This is a genomic window from Acinetobacter sp. PC34 (genome assembly GCF_051789135.1).
GTDB classification, from domain to species: domain Bacteria; phylum Pseudomonadota; class Gammaproteobacteria; order Pseudomonadales; family Moraxellaceae; genus Acinetobacter; species Acinetobacter johnsonii.
Map to the genome: position 1 here is coordinate 3,337,356 of NZ_CP196664.1, position 13,325 is coordinate 3,350,680.

Here is a 13,325-nt window from a genome sequence, read left to right on the forward strand (position 1 = left end):
TAAGACCCGAAAATATATGTCTAGGTTTATACAAACAGTGGCGGTGCTCGCCCTTGAGGCAGTAAGAAGAGTTGTTGCAGTGCAAACCAAACATGCGCAAAGGCTTTTTGGAATGCAATTAAACGGACTTGAATACGGTCAAGTACCGCTTTTAACTCTAAATCAGGCGGCAACACGAGATTGCCATACACCGTACAGTATTGGCATTGATGACTTGCATCATGATGATTGTGTTCAGCAGGTTGTGAACTGAGTTCATGCTGAGCCTGCATTTCATGCTGATGTGTGGAATGCTTTTCAGCATGAGAACTGAGATGTTCAACTGGTTTGAGTAAAAGCGCACGCGAAATGGTTTCACAGACCGGCGCAATTTGATATTGCGTCGGTAGTAAAGGCTGTAAAAAAACAGCAATCTGTAAAAACACGGCTACACAAGACAGTAGCAACGCAGCTCTAAAAAACAATCCATTCCATCCGAATTGAGAACGCGGCCAGTATAACAAAGCCCAATCGAAATTGGGCTCACTTTAAAGATGATTTTTAAGCAAAAAAAATTAACCGCGTTTCACAGCCACTTTGTCTTTTTGGCGCTGCCGGGTCAATTTTTCCACTTTTTCACGTGCGCGTTGACGCTTCAGTGGTGACAAATAGTCGACGAACAATTTGCCATTTAAGTGATCCATTTCATGTTGAATGCAAACAGCGAGAAGTTCGTCAGCTTCGATCTCAAATGCTTGACCTTCAAGGTTAATTGCTTCGATCTTTACGCGTGACGGGCGCTCAACTTTGTCGTATATTTGGGGAACTGATAGGCAGCCTTCTTCATAGGGCTGCGTTTCTTCAGTCAATGGGGTAACTTTGGGGTTAATGAATACCAAAGGTTGATCTTTATGTTCAGATAAGTCCATGACAATCAACTGAATATGACGATCAACTTGTGTCGCGGCAAGTCCAATGCCTGGCGCTTCATACATGGTTTCAAACATATCTGCAGCCAGCTGACGAATTTCATCAGTAACTTCTTCGACGGGTTCTGCAATGGTACGAAGACGGGGATCAGGAAAACTTAAAATAGGTAATAAGGCCATACTGCGTCCTCAATTATGCCATTGATCAAAAAACCAAATGAAGGGAATGCTTGATCAAAAAAATGTGTGTAATATCGTTATTATAACGCAACTACATACATAATTTTAGGAATTATGATAATGAAAAAGGTTTTTATGGGCATGCCATCTTTTAGTGCCTTGGGGTTTAAGCAACACATGTTAGCACTTGCGGTTTGCGTAAGTGTTGGCGCTGGCGTCACTTCAACAGCTCAAGCTGCACCTACACGAAATTACAATCCTCCTGCTTTAAAAGCCAATGCACCGAATGTTTATGTGGTGAAAAAAGGCGATACCCTGTGGGATATTTCTAAACGTTTCCTAAACAATCCTGTGCGTTGGCCTGAAATTTGGGCTAGCAATAGACACGTCAAAAATCCGCATTGGATTTTCCCGGGTGATCGTTTATTGATGTGTACCTATGAAGGTCGTCCAATTATTGGTAAAGATGAAGGCGATGGCTGTGAAGGGATTATTCGTCGTTATACAGGCGGCACTAAACTTCAACCTCAAGCACGGGTTGAGTCTTTAAACAATGCTATTCCTGTCATTCCACTGGAATACATTAAAAACTGGCTTGAACACAGCACTATTCTTTCAGAGGAATCTTTGGAAGGTACACCGTATATCATTGGTGCTGCCGATCAGCGTGTGATTGCAGGTAAAGGTCAAACCGTTTATGCACGTGGCCAAGGCATTGAAGTCGGTCAACGCTACGCGATTTACCGTGAAGGCGAACCGTACATTGTGACGGATGCAGAGGGTAAAAAACAAAATCTAGGTCTAGAATTGACTCAGGTTGGCTCAGCCATTGCCATTCGTGGTGAAAATGATATGTCCACCTTAGAAATCACAGACTCGTATAATTCTGAAGTACGTCGTGGTTATCGCGTACTGCCTGAATACGACGCCATGCTTCCAACCTTGTTTTACCCAACACATGCACAAGATGTGACTGATGGTGGACAAGTGATTCGTGTTCAAGGTTCGATTGGTCTAGCTGCGAAGCATTCAGTTGTAACCATTGACCGTGGCACAGTGGATGGCGTTCAATCGGGTTATGTATTCTCGGTTAGTCAAAAGGGTCAAGAAATTCGTGATCCGAAAACCAATGAAAAACTGACCCTTCCAACGGAGCGTATCGGCAACATCATGGTCTTTAAAACCTTTGATCGTGTCAGCTATGCTTATGTGCTCGACAGCGAACTACCAATGAACTTGGGCGCGAAACTTTCTCCCTCTGTCGTGGATGAATAATCCGTTGCCTTAAGGTGTATATATGCTGAACTCTTTATCACATGAACAGATTGCAACAATCACCCTGTGGTATTTGGTTCAGCATTCTTTATCGAGCTTTCAAAAACTACAGCAGCATTTTGGCACAAGCACAAAAGCTGTTGCTGCCTCCAATCATCAGATCTGGCCAAATCTCGGCTTACACAAAAGTCATCTACAACGTGTCGTAGAAATTCAAACACCTGCTGGACAAATCAAATTACAAACTTTACTGCAGGACGTCCAAGCCAGTTGTGATTTTATTTTGCTTGATACTGAAAGTCATTATCCCTCGCAGCTGCTGCCCTATGCTGACCGACCACCGATTTTATTTGGTCAGGGCAATCCACAAAGTCTACTCCAGCCTCAAGTTGCTATCGTCGGCAGTCGAAAACCCAGTCCGCACGGCAAGCAAGTGGCTTATGACTTTGCTTATTATCTCGCCGAGAAAGGCTTTTATATTTGCAGTGGTTTAGCTGAAGGCATTGATGCTGCAGCACATCAGGGCGGATTAAAACATCAACGTACCATTGCGGTGATGGGCACGGGCTTAGATCTCACCTATCCTTCCCAACATCAAACACTGCGTACGCAAATATTAGAAAATAATGGCTGTATTATTACTGAGTTTTTACCTCAAACCCCGCCTTTAAAACGTAATTTCCCACGGCGAAACCGCATCGTCAGTGCATTGAGTTTAGGAGTTGTGGTTGCAGAAGCCGCACTCAAAAGTGGCTCTCTTGGCACAGCCAAATCTGCTGCTGAACAAGGCAAGACGATTTTTGCGATTCCCGGTCATATTTACAGCGAACACCATCAAGGTTGTCATCAACTGATCCGAGAAGGGGCGATTTTGGTCGATCATCCTGAGCAAATCATTGAAGACTTGGCACTCCCCACTCAATGGCATAGCCAATCCCAGTCACAAGAAACCACCCCAAGTGCTAGTATTGAGATCCCATCTGATTTACTCGAACTTTATAATCAACTGGATTGGGTTGGACAAAATATGGATCAACTTAATTTCAAACTTAACATCGATATTGCCACACTCACTAGCCAGTTAATGGAACTGGAGATTTTAGGACTCGCACAACAACAGGCTGGCAATTATCTGCGTTGCCGTTCCAGCCAATAAGGTTCACAATAACCCTTTATGAATCAATAAAAGGTACAAATTGTAATGATTACCACCTCTGTGACTGAAGCGGCGCAATGTTTAAAACAAGGTCAAGTTTTAGCATATCCAACAGAAGCAGTATGGGGTTTAGGCTGTGATCCGTATAACGAACAGGCCTTTCTAGATATTTTACAGATTAAGCAGCGCCCGATTGAAAAAGGGGTAATATTACTGGCTGGGCAAATTGCTCAAGTTGAACCGCTTTTAGAACATTTAGATCCCCACATCCGTCAACAAGTGATCGACAGCTGGAGCGATCGCAGTCCATCAGAACGCGCAACCACGTGGTTGTTACCTGCAAATGAACATATTCCAACATGGATTAAAGGCAATCACCCTAAAGTTGCTGTACGGGTAACCACACATCCGATTTGTGTGGCGCTTTGCAATGCCTTTCAAGGCTTTATTGTCTCAACCAGTGCCAACCCCGCTGGATTGCCACCTGCTCGTTCACTACAAGATGCCAATCACTACTTTGCGCAACAAGTGAATTATCTGAATGGTGACCTAGGCTTGAGCCAAGAACCGAGTCGCATACTCGATGCCGAAACTGGAGCCGTGGTTCGTGCTTAAAAGCATGCTCTTTCTCAGGATTTTTACTGAAAAATAGATAAAAAAAAGCTCAGCCATATAGGGATGGCTGAGCATAAAAAAGGATGTGTAATCACATCCAGAGGGTCTGAAAACTGATGAGCAAACACTTAATACCCGTTTTGACATTGGCCTAAGTTTGCAGTGCGCGTATTATGTAGCAAATTGCATTTCTAAACAAATAGATTTTTTATATTAAAAACAGCGTTAAAACGCTGATTAATGGAGATAATTAAATTGTAATTCAAATTATCTACCTATTTTTAATCAGCTTTTGCATACATTAAATACATTCATCATCTAAAATAGCATTAATAAATTAACTTATTAATGAATTATTCTATTAAAAAAAGAATTTAAATGGCCATTTTTTAATCAATATCAATCCATCGAGTTTGCTAAAGGTGGCGTTTTTAATGCTGTTTTACGCTGTGCAAGTAAAATACCACAGATAATGACCACTCCACCGACCGTATGATAAATCGTCCACGCCTCTTTCAACCAGACATAGGCAATCACTGCGGTAAAGACCGGCATCAAGTTCATAAAAATACTGGTTCGATTCGGCCCTAAATGGGTAATGGCCAACATCCACAGTAAAGGTGCAACTAAGGAAGGGAAAATGCTGGCATACATGACACTTGCCGCATTTTGACTATTGATTGAATCGAGACCGAAATAGACAATGAAAGGTAAATGGTAAAGCAGTGCAAAAAAGATCTGTACATAGAGGCTCAACATCAAGGGAATTTGCAATTGCCACTTTTTTAAAAACACCCCGTAAAAGGCATAGAAGAATACCGCAACCACCATCAGGACATCACCCAAATGCCCACCCGATTGAACTAAGCCTGCAAGATTGCCCTGCCCAATGATATAAACCAAACCTGCAAAAGATAAAATACTCCCGATCATCGCAAAACGATTTGGAATATCTTTTAAGATCAGCAGTGAAACAAAAATGGTAAAGATCGGAATAAAGGCATTAATCAGTCCCATATTGGTCGCGGTCGTATAGTGCGCTGCGGTGTAGGCTAAGCCCTGATACAACACTAGGCCAAATGCACTTAGCACTGCCAACTGCCCCAAATGCGCTCGGATCAATGCCCACTGCCGACATAATGGTCGCACGACAAAAGGCGTTAACAGAATGAAGGCAAAGAACCACCGATAAAAACTAATACTGACTGGCGAAATGAAATCAGCTACATAACGCGTAACGACAATATTGATCGACCAAATGAGTACGGCAATGATAGGCAGACTCAAAGCCCAATACATACGTTGTGGTGTGGTACTCATTCTTTTTCCCGTTTAGCTTTTGTTTGCAAAATTTAAATGAATGGTAAAACATTTTTATGATGTATTCGAATATCATTTGGGTATCACACATAATTGATACATTTATCTTAAAATATAAACTTCATAAAAAACATAATATTAAGACAATATAAAACTATACATTTCAATAAATTGATGTATTTCAGCAGCTTCACTCTACAAAAACACCATAGAACAATGTCAACGATCTCTGCATCGTATTGATGCTGTTCTAGCGAACGTATTTTTTAATTGATTGGTCATTGCTCTTAAACTCTGGCCTACAAAAACATATTTCCCGATAGAAGGATGTCGTTATGAAAAAGTTACTTTTAACCACAGTTTGTATGGCCACACTTACTTTGGCTGCGTGCGAAAAAAAAGGAACTGAGCCAGCCGTTGAACAAACAACGTCTGCATCTGAAGCGACCTCAACCGAAGCAACAACTATCGTTGCTAATCACAGCAATAACAATATTGCCGATATTCAAGCCGATTTGTTAGCCGTACAAACGCTATCGAATGCCAAAGCTCAAGAAGCCGCCACGTTTCAAAAAGAAGTGAGTGCAACCTTAGAGAAAAAGGATCCCACTCAAATTAAAGCCATGGTTGAAAAAACAGAAACCTATGTAAAGCAATTTAATGATGAATTAGATGCCTTAACCTTAAAAAGTGCTGAAGTAGATGCTTTACGTGAAAAAATGCAGGACGCCAATGATCTGGGTGTAGAGCTCACCAAAGAAAGTACAAAAACAACGCCAGATAGTGCGAAAATCACCGAACTACAAAACAAAGCCACTGAATTGCAGAAATCGATCATTGCTGACGTAACGGCTTTGGAAGCGAAAGTCAAAGCGGCTCCAGCGTCTTAATGACCTCCCTACCCTTTAAAGCAAGCCTTGGCTTGCTTTTTTGTTGCGATCAATCCGCAAATGGGCGTGACTTTGTCGAACGCTTCCAACACAATAAAATGCACATCGTATAAGGACACGCAAATGAGCACTTCGATTTATAATATTCCAGTCAAATCCATTCAGGGTGAAGACATCAACTTAAACCAATACCAAGGTAAAGTTCTCTTGGTGGTGAATGTGGCATCTAAATGTGGCCTCACACCGCAGTACGAAGGTTTAGAAAAACTCTATCAAGACAAAAAATCACAGGGTTTAGAGATTCTAGGTTTTCCTGCCAACAATTTCTTGGCACAAGAACCGGGTTCAGACGCTGAAATTCAAGAATTCTGCTCTTTAAACTATCAAGTGGATTTCCCGCTTTTTTCAAAAATCTCGGTTGCTGGGGATGATAAGCATCCGTTATATGAAACGCTCACCCAAGCGGTGCCTGAACGCATTGGTGAAGGCCCTTGGTGGAAAGACTTGGTGGACTATGGTTTAACACCGAACGAACCACCTGAAGTGCTGTGGAACTTTGAGAAATTCTTAATCAATAAAAATGGCGAAGTGGTTGCGCGTTTTGCACCAGACATTACGGCCAATGATCCGCGTATTGTCGATGCTATCAATGCTGAATTGGCCAAATAAGCCGGAAGCTGTTTATAAGCAGTCAGATTTAACGGCTGCTTATATTTTATTTTTTAAATGAATAATGGCACTCGAATCGGTTCGATCTTCATGATTCCTTCGTTATTTTGATGATTTTACAACACTTCATTCACGATCAATCAAATACTTCACTCTATGATGCATCTATTCGCTCAAGACAACCAAAAGTGAAGCTCATGAATACCTTTATAAAAGCAGCTATTTTATCTATCTCAACCGCATGGATTGCCCTGCCTGCACTAGCAGCACCACAAGAACAACATCAGCAACATCACGCAGCTCAGTCATACGGACATGCGCAACAGCACACATCGAATGGCCATCAACAGCCAACTCAAGCCACTGTAAAGAAAGCCAAGCGTCCATCTCAAGACTGGAAAGCAGGTCAAAAACTCCCAAGCGTTTACCATAGCAATGCCTATAAAGTAGATCACCAAAAATACAAAAAACTCAGCAAACCGGGTAAAAACCAACAGTGGATTAAAGTGAATGGCGACTATGTACTGACAGACATTCGCAACCATTCCATCATTAAAATCATTGCTGGTTAAACTGCTGTAAATGAAGAGTGCTCAGGCACTCTTTTTTTGTTTTAAAAAGTTTTGTTATGACTTTGAAACCCAGCATATTATCTACACATTTTGCCCTTATATTAAAAAACACATAGCCCAATATTGATTTGATGATGAAAAAGCTTTTACAAAACTTAGTTCTTCCTTTTGCACTGTTTAGTTCAGGCATCCTACTTATTGGCTGTGAGCAAGCAACAGAGCCGAATCAGCAAGACATCCAGACTGAGTCATCTGAGCAACACCAATCAGCGAATACACAAAGCCCTGAAAAAGCTGAACTGAAAAGTGGCAACATGCTCTATATCGTGCGTGATGTTGCAGATATGCAATTAAAAGCAGGCGAATATGTCACTCAGCTGCAAGAAACCCAAAGTGACTTGCAGTCCGCAATTGAACAGCACGATCAGCAACAGTTGCAACACGCCGCGACAGCGTTACAACAACAGCTCACAGGTTTCAATAATGCCTTGAATAGTCTGAATCTTAAAACCCAAGAAATCAATGATATCCGTGAAAAATTACTGTCTGCCAACCAACAAGTCTTAGCTTCACCTTTTTTAAATGGACAGGTGGATTTTAGCCAAGTCGACTTTAAAAAGATGCAACAGCAAATGGGCACTATTCAATCTGAAATGTTGAAATTGGCTTCAATGATGATTCCTCAGCAAGCTGAGAATGATAGCTCAAACACAAACCAATCTTAAAACATTTAAATAGTGGTGCTTTCAGCAATAGAGTAGGAGAAAATGACTACAACCGTTTTTTCCTACTTTGATTGAGGCACGATTTCACACATGCAGCTGATTATTTTTATGGGCATCCAAGCTTCGGGAAAATCGAGCTATTATCTGTTGAATTTGGCACATAGCCATTTGCGCATCAACCTCGATATGCTGAAAACACGGCATCGTGAAAAAATCATTTTTGAAGCAGGACTGGCCTCAAAAACCAAAATGGTGATTGATAATACCAACCCTACGCTAGCCGATCGGGCGCGTTATATTGCCAATGCTCAGGCCGCAGGCTTTGAAATTGTTGGCTATTTCTTTGAGACTGAGCTTAAAGGTGCACTGGAACGCAACCACTTACGTGAAGGCAAAGCCTGCATTCCCGAAGTCGGGATCAGAGCCACCGCTCAAAAATTTGAACCACCACACTATGCTGAAGGCTTTGATGCACTGTATAAAGTTCGTATTCTTGGGCAAGGTGAATTTTCAATTTTACCCATACAGATTTGAAGCTTTAATGAAAAAACATTAACTATTTCTCATTTTTAGGCTACCATGTACAAATAAGAAACACAGAAAAACATTTTTATAATGAAAAAAGTCATTCTTGTGATCGCCTGTTTAGCAATCATCGTCTTTGGCGGGATGCACTTTTTAATGCCTGAAAAAACCACGCCACACTTAACACAGTTTTTTTCTAAAGAGCATAAAGAAGTTCAACGTATTCAGGACTGGCTCAAATACAAACAACAGCAGCAGTTACTTTTGGTCGATGTTGTAAGCCCTGTCAGCCCCAAACAACAAGGTGCTTATGCTGAATACATCAAACAAAAAATTGAGTTCAACCAGCAAAATATTCAGCGCCTGCAGCTCAGCCGCTATCAAAGCAAAGCGTTTAAAGAGCTACAACAGCTCGAAATTCATACGCTAGAGCAATGGAATACCTTATTCCAAACGCATATTGTAGATGCCTTCGTTGAACAACAACATTTCACTGAAATTCCAGCCGAAGAATACCAACAATTTGATGCTGAAGCGCGCTATGCCTTACAAAAGCAAGAAGTTTTGGTTCTCGAACACTTACAACAATTGCTGCAACACAACAGCCCATATCTGTCTGACATCGATCATAGCCTGCTCAGCGATTGGCTTTATTACCAACTGATGCAACATGAAATTCGTCCGGTTCTCTCTGAATGGTTGGCAGTCGAAACAGATATGCCTGACCGAAGCCGTCAAGATGCAATGCAAGACCTGAGACTATATAAGCGGTTTAACCCCAATACCGATGAATATAAGTACATCATGTCACTCGAAACACAGCTTTGGCATGCCGAACACCCATCTTCAAATTTGCGGGTACAACCGTCCAATACCATGTCCAATTCGGATATCGAAATCGATCCAGAGATTGTGATTCCTGAAGATGAACCTCAAGTTGAGCAAATCAAAAAGTTGATTGAGACTCAACACAATAGCGTTAGCCGCATGATGTTCAGCCAATTGCGTCAGAGCTTTTTAAAATAATTTTAAAACAATGCCTTAAGCTCATAGCTCATCAAAAAGAAGACTGTTCCTGAGTTTTGCTCTGTGCTAACCATTCTTTAAAAGCCTTTTGCATGGCGTGACGCTCATATGGCTTGGCTAAACGTGCTTCCATCATTGAAAAATCACCCTTATAAGCTGCGTCAATCATGGCTTTGGTCAGCTCCTGAATACTCACGCGACCTCGATGTTCATATTGTAATATTTCTTCTGAAGTCAGTACCAAGTCCCAACACGACACCACTGAACTCATATCGACTGCGATACTCAGATAATAATGCTCAAAATCTTGATAAAGTTCCCAAAAGTGGGATTCATGCGCTATCAGGTTCATCTTCATCTTCGCTTACAGAGAAGCTTTCAAAATATAACTTCTGTTGAATAAAAGATATGCAACTTTAGATAGCTATATCCTTGCTTAACGAAATATATCAAGCATAGGAGCATTGATTCAGATGAGTTTTAAAAATTGTGTATTCAAAATATTCTACAAGCAAGCGTACAGTTAAAAGACGAAGCACTATCATGCAAAACAAAGATTGCTCGTATGCAGCAGACCAATCCAGTCCATTTGAACAATGAGAACTAAGAAACCAACAAACTCATTATGAAATAAGCAATTGACGCATTTTTATCAACAGACATAAAAAAAGCCACCTTTCGGTGGCTTTTTAATCTCAAACCGTCTCTTATTGAGCGCGGTTTTTGATTTTGCGGATGGTTTCCAACTGAGCAGCAGTTTCTGCAAGAGCAGCCAAAGCAGCAGCCGAGTCCAAGTCGCTCTTTTGATTTGCAAGCAATTGTTCAGCGTGTTTACGCGCTTCAAGAATTGCTGCTTCATCTAAGTTTTCTGCACGGACTGCAGTATCTGCAAGAACCGTAACAACATGCGGTTGAACTTCTAAAACACCACCAGATACATAGATTAACTCTTCTGTACCGTTTTCAAGCAGAACACGGATTGTACCCGGCTTGAGTAAAGTTACTAGTGGCGTGTGACCAGGCATAATACCTAATTCACCACCAGCACCTTTAGCAATTAGCATCGTTACAGTGCCAGAGTACAAAGACTCTTGAACACTTACAACATCACACTGCATAGTCGACATGAGAATCTCCTAAATTAGGTAACTAATTAAAGTTTCTCAGCTTTAGCAATTACTTCGTCAATACCACCAACCATATAGAACGCTTGTTCTGGAATGTGGTCATATTCACCAGCTAAAAGACCTTTAAAGCCACGAATCGTTTCTTTAAGCGGTACAAGTTTACCAGGAGCACCAGTAAACACTTCAGCTACGTGGAACGGTTGAGAGAAGAAACGTTGAATTTTACGCGCACGGTAAACAGTCAACTTATCTTCTTCTGCAAGTTCGTCCATACCAAGAATCGCGATGATGTCTTTCAATTCTTTATAACGTTGAAGAACGTTTTGAACTGAACGAGCAATCTCGTAATGCTCAGCACCCACTACTAGTGGATCTAACTGACGTGAAGTTGAGTCAAGTGGATCGATCGCTGGGTAAATACCAGAAGATGCGATGTCACGGCTCAATACTACAGTTGCGTCTAAGTGAGCAAACGTAGTTGCAGGCGATGGATCTGTTAAGTCATCGGCAGGTACGTATACCGCTTGGATTGACGTAATCGAACCAGACTTAGTCGATGTAATACGTTCTTGAAGAACACCCATCTCTTCTGCAAGTGTCGGTTGGTAACCTACTGCAGATGGCATACGACCTAGAAGTGCTGATACTTCAGTACCTGCTAGTGTATAACGGTAGATGTTGTCTACGAACAATAGTACGTCACGGCCTTTGCCGTTTTCGTCTTTCTCGTCACGGAAGTACTCAGCCATAGTCAAACCAGTCAACGCTACGCGTAAACGGTTCCCCGGTGGCTCGTTCATCTGACCGTAGACCATTGCTACTTTGTCTAGAACGTTTGAGTCTTTCATCTCGTGATAGAAGTCGTTACCTTCACGAGTACGCTCACCAACACCAGCGAACACAGATAAACCTGAGTGCGCTTTAGCGATGTTGTTGATCAACTCCATCATGTTTACAGTTTTACCAACACCGGCACCACCGAACAGACCAACTTTACCACCTTTAGCGAACGGGCATAGTAAGTCGATGACTTTAATACCAGTTTCTAAAAGGTCAGTAGAAGCTGCTTGTTCAGCATAAGAAGGTGCTTGACGGTGAATCGGCAAACGCGCTTCAGTCGCAACTGGACCAGCTTCGTCGATTGGGCGACCAAGAACGTCCATGATACGACCCAAAGTCGCTGTACCCACTGGTACAGAGATTGGAGCGTTAGTATTCGTTACGTTCAAACCACGCTTAAGGCCTTCAGTAGAACCCATTGCAATAGTACGAACTACGCCATCACCAAGTTGTTGCTGAACTTCTAATGTAGTTTCAGTGCCATCAACGTGGAGAGCGTCATAGATCTTAGGAACGCTGTTACGTTCAAACTCGACGTCGATAACCGCGCCGATGATCTGAATGATACGACCGCTACTCATTGCTGTCTCCTCAATTCAAAATAATGTTAAACGGCAGCGGCACCACCAACGATCTCAGAAATTTCCTGAGTAATCGCGGCTTGACGCAGCTTGTTATAAATAAGTTGTAGGCTCTTGATCAAATCACCTGCGTTGTCCGTTGCAGCTTTCATTGCAACCATACGAGCTGACTGCTCACACGCGATGTTTTCGATCACGCCTTGATATACCACAGACTCGATATAACGAACCAATAAGCCATTTAAAAGCTCTTCAGCTTCAGGCTCATAGATATAATCCCAACCGTATTGACGGTTAAGGGTCTTGTTTTCTTCAGCAGTTGCTAAAGGAACAAGTTGTTCGATTTTTTGATTTTGAGTCATGGCATTGACAAAGCCGTTTGACACAAGATAAATACGATCTAACTCGCCTTTATCAAATGCGTCTAACATCACCTGTACAGAACCAGATAACTGTTCAAGGCTTGGTGTATCACCGACATTTGTCGTAGCACCCAGCACTTTACCGCCGTAGTTTTTAAAAAACGAAACCGCTTTTTGACCAATTAAAGCAAATTGAACTTCAATTGACTGCTCTTGTTGCTGTTGGACGTGTTTAACCACTTTTTTGAACAAGTTAATGTTCAAACCACCAGCAAGGCCACGATCTGAAGACACAATGATATAGCCAACGCGCTTTACCGGGCGTTCAACCATATAACGGTGTTTGTATTCAGGATTCGCTTGAACCAAGTGAGCAATTACACGGTGCATATTTTCGGCATACGGACGGCCTTGAGCCATGCGCTCTTGCGCACGACGCATCTTAGAAGCTGCTACCATCTGCATCGCGCGAGTAATTTTCTGCGTGCTTTTGATACTAGCTACTTTGGCGCGAATTTCTTTTAAATTTGCCATACGCTTAACCTAGTATTCGA

The 13,325-nt window shown here is 41.9% G+C and carries 16 protein-coding genes; 9 read left to right on the forward strand and 7 right to left on the reverse strand.

Annotation, left to right across the window (positions count from 1 at the left end; genetic code table 11):
* Positions 1–26: 26 nt before the first annotated feature.
* Both ACSC9N_RS16215 and def read right to left on the reverse strand, forming a co-directional pair.
* Positions 27–464 carry a DUF2946 family protein gene (locus ACSC9N_RS16215; protein ID WP_010325663.1) on the reverse strand — a complete coding sequence of 146 codons (438 nt, stop codon included), beginning with the start codon at positions 462–464 and terminating at the stop codon, positions 27–29.
* A 90-nt stretch (positions 465–554) separates the two neighbouring features.
* The gene (gene def / locus ACSC9N_RS16220; protein ID WP_004684452.1) at positions 555–1,088 is read right to left on the reverse strand and encodes a peptide deformylase; all 534 of its coding nucleotides are present in this window, start codon (positions 1,086–1,088) and stop codon (positions 555–557) included.
* 120 nt (positions 1,089–1,208) lie between these two features.
* Between def and ACSC9N_RS16225 the strand changes: the two genes are divergently transcribed.
* Genes ACSC9N_RS16225 through ACSC9N_RS16235 form a run of 3 tightly spaced genes read left to right on the forward strand, consistent with a single transcriptional unit; the run spans position 1,209 to position 4,134 of the window.
* A complete protein-coding gene (locus ACSC9N_RS16225; protein WP_010325662.1) occupies positions 1,209–2,363 on the forward strand; it encodes a LysM peptidoglycan-binding domain-containing protein in 1,155 nt (384 codons plus the stop codon).
* Positions 2,364–2,385: 22 nt separating this feature from the next.
* The gene (gene dprA, locus ACSC9N_RS16230; protein WP_130234894.1) at positions 2,386–3,519 is read left to right on the forward strand and encodes a DNA-processing protein DprA; all 1,134 of its coding nucleotides are present in this window, start codon (positions 2,386–2,388) and stop codon (positions 3,517–3,519) included.
* Between the two features lie 45 nt (positions 3,520–3,564).
* The gene (locus tag ACSC9N_RS16235) at positions 3,565–4,134 is read left to right on the forward strand and encodes an L-threonylcarbamoyladenylate synthase (RefSeq protein ID WP_010325660.1); all 570 of its coding nucleotides are present in this window, start codon (positions 3,565–3,567) and stop codon (positions 4,132–4,134) included.
* Positions 4,135–4,533: 399 nt separating this feature from the next.
* Here the strand turns inward: ACSC9N_RS16235 and ACSC9N_RS16240 are convergent, their stop codons facing one another.
* Positions 4,534–5,454 carry a DMT family transporter gene (locus tag ACSC9N_RS16240; protein WP_010325659.1) on the reverse strand — a complete coding sequence of 307 codons (921 nt, stop codon included), beginning with the start codon at positions 5,452–5,454 and terminating at the stop codon, positions 4,534–4,536.
* A gap of 335 nt (positions 5,455–5,789) precedes the next feature.
* On the opposite strand from ACSC9N_RS16240, the gene ACSC9N_RS16245 reads away from it, so the two are divergent.
* The 6 genes from ACSC9N_RS16245 (at position 5,790) to ACSC9N_RS16270 (ending at position 9,861) form a co-directional block, all read left to right on the forward strand.
* Positions 5,790–6,344 (forward strand): hypothetical protein, encoded by a 555-nt coding sequence (locus tag ACSC9N_RS16245; RefSeq protein ID WP_010325658.1) that lies wholly within the window; start codon positions 5,790–5,792, stop codon positions 6,342–6,344.
* A 123-nt stretch (positions 6,345–6,467) separates the two neighbouring features.
* Positions 6,468–7,013 (forward strand): glutathione peroxidase, encoded by a 546-nt coding sequence (locus ACSC9N_RS16250; RefSeq protein WP_004984048.1) that lies wholly within the window; start codon positions 6,468–6,470, stop codon positions 7,011–7,013.
* Between the two features lie 197 nt (positions 7,014–7,210).
* Positions 7,211–7,585 (forward strand): RcnB family protein, encoded by a 375-nt coding sequence (locus ACSC9N_RS16255; RefSeq protein WP_029574920.1) that lies wholly within the window; start codon positions 7,211–7,213, stop codon positions 7,583–7,585.
* A 134-nt stretch (positions 7,586–7,719) separates the two neighbouring features.
* The gene (locus tag ACSC9N_RS16260; RefSeq protein ID WP_010325656.1) at positions 7,720–8,310 is read left to right on the forward strand and encodes a hypothetical protein; all 591 of its coding nucleotides are present in this window, start codon (positions 7,720–7,722) and stop codon (positions 8,308–8,310) included.
* A gap of 90 nt (positions 8,311–8,400) precedes the next feature.
* Positions 8,401–8,844, forward strand: coding sequence for an AAA family ATPase (locus ACSC9N_RS16265; RefSeq protein ID WP_010325655.1), 444 nt, complete (start codon positions 8,401–8,403; stop codon positions 8,842–8,844).
* An 81-nt stretch (positions 8,845–8,925) separates the two neighbouring features.
* Positions 8,926–9,861 (forward strand): hypothetical protein, encoded by a 936-nt coding sequence (locus ACSC9N_RS16270; protein ID WP_010325654.1) that lies wholly within the window; start codon positions 8,926–8,928, stop codon positions 9,859–9,861.
* Between the two features lie 31 nt (positions 9,862–9,892).
* Here ACSC9N_RS16270 and ACSC9N_RS16275 read toward each other — a convergent pair whose 3' ends face one another.
* The 4 genes from ACSC9N_RS16275 to atpG form a co-directional block, all read right to left on the reverse strand.
* Entirely contained in the window at positions 9,893–10,213 is a 321-nt protein-coding gene (locus ACSC9N_RS16275; protein ID WP_010325653.1) for a hypothetical protein, read from the reverse strand.
* 355 nt (positions 10,214–10,568) lie between these two features.
* Positions 10,569–10,988 (reverse strand): F0F1 ATP synthase subunit epsilon, encoded by a 420-nt coding sequence (locus tag ACSC9N_RS16280; protein ID WP_010325652.1) that lies wholly within the window; start codon positions 10,986–10,988, stop codon positions 10,569–10,571.
* A gap of 26 nt (positions 10,989–11,014) precedes the next feature.
* Entirely contained in the window at positions 11,015–12,409 is a 1,395-nt protein-coding gene (atpD, locus tag ACSC9N_RS16285; RefSeq protein WP_004684425.1) for a F0F1 ATP synthase subunit beta, read from the reverse strand.
* A gap of 26 nt (positions 12,410–12,435) precedes the next feature.
* On the reverse strand, positions 12,436–13,305 hold the full coding sequence (atpG, locus tag ACSC9N_RS16290) for a F0F1 ATP synthase subunit gamma (RefSeq protein WP_004984038.1): 870 nt from the start codon (positions 13,303–13,305) through the stop codon (positions 12,436–12,438).
* Between the last annotated feature and the right edge of the window lie 20 nt (positions 13,306–13,325).

What these genes read in the sequence shown, in the direction of transcription:
- ACSC9N_RS16240 (WP_010325659.1), bottom strand. Translation starts at nt 5,454, where the DNA reads ATGAGTACCACACCACAACGTATGTATTGGGCTTTGAGTCTGCCTATC.
- ACSC9N_RS16275 (WP_010325653.1), bottom strand. Translation starts at nt 10,213, where the DNA reads ATGAACCTGATAGCGCATGAATCCCACTTTTGGGAACTTTATCAAGAT.
- ACSC9N_RS16270 (WP_010325654.1), top strand. Translation starts at nt 8,926, where the DNA reads ATGAAAAAAGTCATTCTTGTGATCGCCTGTTTAGCAATCATCGTCTTT.
- ACSC9N_RS16245 (WP_010325658.1), top strand. Translation starts at nt 5,790, where the DNA reads ATGAAAAAGTTACTTTTAACCACAGTTTGTATGGCCACACTTACTTTG.
- dprA (WP_130234894.1), top strand. Translation starts at nt 2,386, where the DNA reads ATGCTGAACTCTTTATCACATGAACAGATTGCAACAATCACCCTGTGG.
- ACSC9N_RS16265 (WP_010325655.1), top strand. Translation starts at nt 8,401, where the DNA reads ATGCAGCTGATTATTTTTATGGGCATCCAAGCTTCGGGAAAATCGAGC.
- ACSC9N_RS16235 (WP_010325660.1), top strand. Translation starts at nt 3,565, where the DNA reads ATGATTACCACCTCTGTGACTGAAGCGGCGCAATGTTTAAAACAAGGT.
- atpG (WP_004984038.1), bottom strand. Translation starts at nt 13,305, where the DNA reads ATGGCAAATTTAAAAGAAATTCGCGCCAAAGTAGCTAGTATCAAAAGC.
- ACSC9N_RS16225 (WP_010325662.1), top strand. Translation starts at nt 1,209, where the DNA reads ATGAAAAAGGTTTTTATGGGCATGCCATCTTTTAGTGCCTTGGGGTTT.
- ACSC9N_RS16280 (WP_010325652.1), bottom strand. Translation starts at nt 10,988, where the DNA reads ATGTCGACTATGCAGTGTGATGTTGTAAGTGTTCAAGAGTCTTTGTAC.
- def (WP_004684452.1), bottom strand. Translation starts at nt 1,088, where the DNA reads ATGGCCTTATTACCTATTTTAAGTTTTCCTGATCCCCGTCTTCGTACC.
- ACSC9N_RS16255 (WP_029574920.1), top strand. Translation starts at nt 7,211, where the DNA reads ATGAATACCTTTATAAAAGCAGCTATTTTATCTATCTCAACCGCATGG.
- ACSC9N_RS16260 (WP_010325656.1), top strand. Translation starts at nt 7,720, where the DNA reads ATGAAAAAGCTTTTACAAAACTTAGTTCTTCCTTTTGCACTGTTTAGT.
- atpD (WP_004684425.1), bottom strand. Translation starts at nt 12,409, where the DNA reads ATGAGTAGCGGTCGTATCATTCAGATCATCGGCGCGGTTATCGACGTC.
- ACSC9N_RS16250 (WP_004984048.1), top strand. Translation starts at nt 6,468, where the DNA reads ATGAGCACTTCGATTTATAATATTCCAGTCAAATCCATTCAGGGTGAA.